The following is an 805-nucleotide window of genomic DNA, read 5'->3' as shown; positions in this document are numbered from 1 at the left end:
CGGTCAATGAACCCGACGCCGTCTCGGTGTTGGCGTGCGGGTCACTCCCCACCACGTTGCCACCGGCCAGGTCGTTGCCGTCCTTGCTCAAATCCAGGGCTTTCTCGTAGACCGTCACTTCACTGTCGGTGCCAGCCACCAGTTGGCTGTCCAGCACCTTGACCGAAATGGTCGTGGTGCTCTCGTCGCCATCGGCGTCGCGGATGGTGTAGACGAAGGTGTCGGTCGCCCACGGCGGCAGGTCTTGGTTGGGGTTGGCGTGGTAGGTGGCGTTGCCCTGGGCGTCCAGGGTCAGGTAGCCGTACAGCCCATTGATCTGATCGCCAACATGGCCGAGCACCGAGGTGGAAGTGTCGTTGCCGGCACGCACACCCACCACGTACTGGCCGTCGCCGCGCACATCGGCGCCAACCACATCGTTGGCCAATACATTGCCGCTGATGCTGTCGCCCTCGGTGACATGGGCGAAGTCGCAGTGGGCCTTGGGCACATCGTCGACGATGCTGATCACGATGGTGCTGGTGGTGGAGTTGCCCAGCGAATCCTTCACCTGGTAGGTGAAGCTCTCGGTGATCACGTTCGGGCCGTCGTTGACGTGATTCGGCGAGTTCGGCGCCGAGGTCAGGGTGTAGGTGTAGCTGCCGTCGGGGTTCAGCAGGATCTGGCCGTATTGGCCAGCAGCATTGCCGACCAGGGTGAAGGTCAATGCGCCTACGCCACCGGTGACCGCATCGGTCAATGAACCCGACGCCGTCTCGGTGTTGGCGTGCGGGTCACTCCCCACCACGTTGCCACCGGCCAGGTC

At 63.6% G+C, this 805-nt stretch carries 1 protein-coding gene; it reads right to left on the bottom strand.

The annotated features are described in order from the left end of the window. The coding region (locus L6D77_RS27030) for an Ig-like domain-containing protein (RefSeq protein WP_236170228.1) at positions 1 to 805 on the bottom strand (805 nt) is incomplete at both ends.

This window comes from Pseudomonas parasichuanensis (assembly GCF_021601385.1).
Lineage (GTDB): Bacteria > Pseudomonadota > Gammaproteobacteria > Pseudomonadales > Pseudomonadaceae > Aquipseudomonas > Aquipseudomonas parasichuanensis.
The sequence above is the reverse complement of the archived record's forward strand: the minus strand, read 5'-3'. Positions and strand labels throughout refer to the sequence as shown.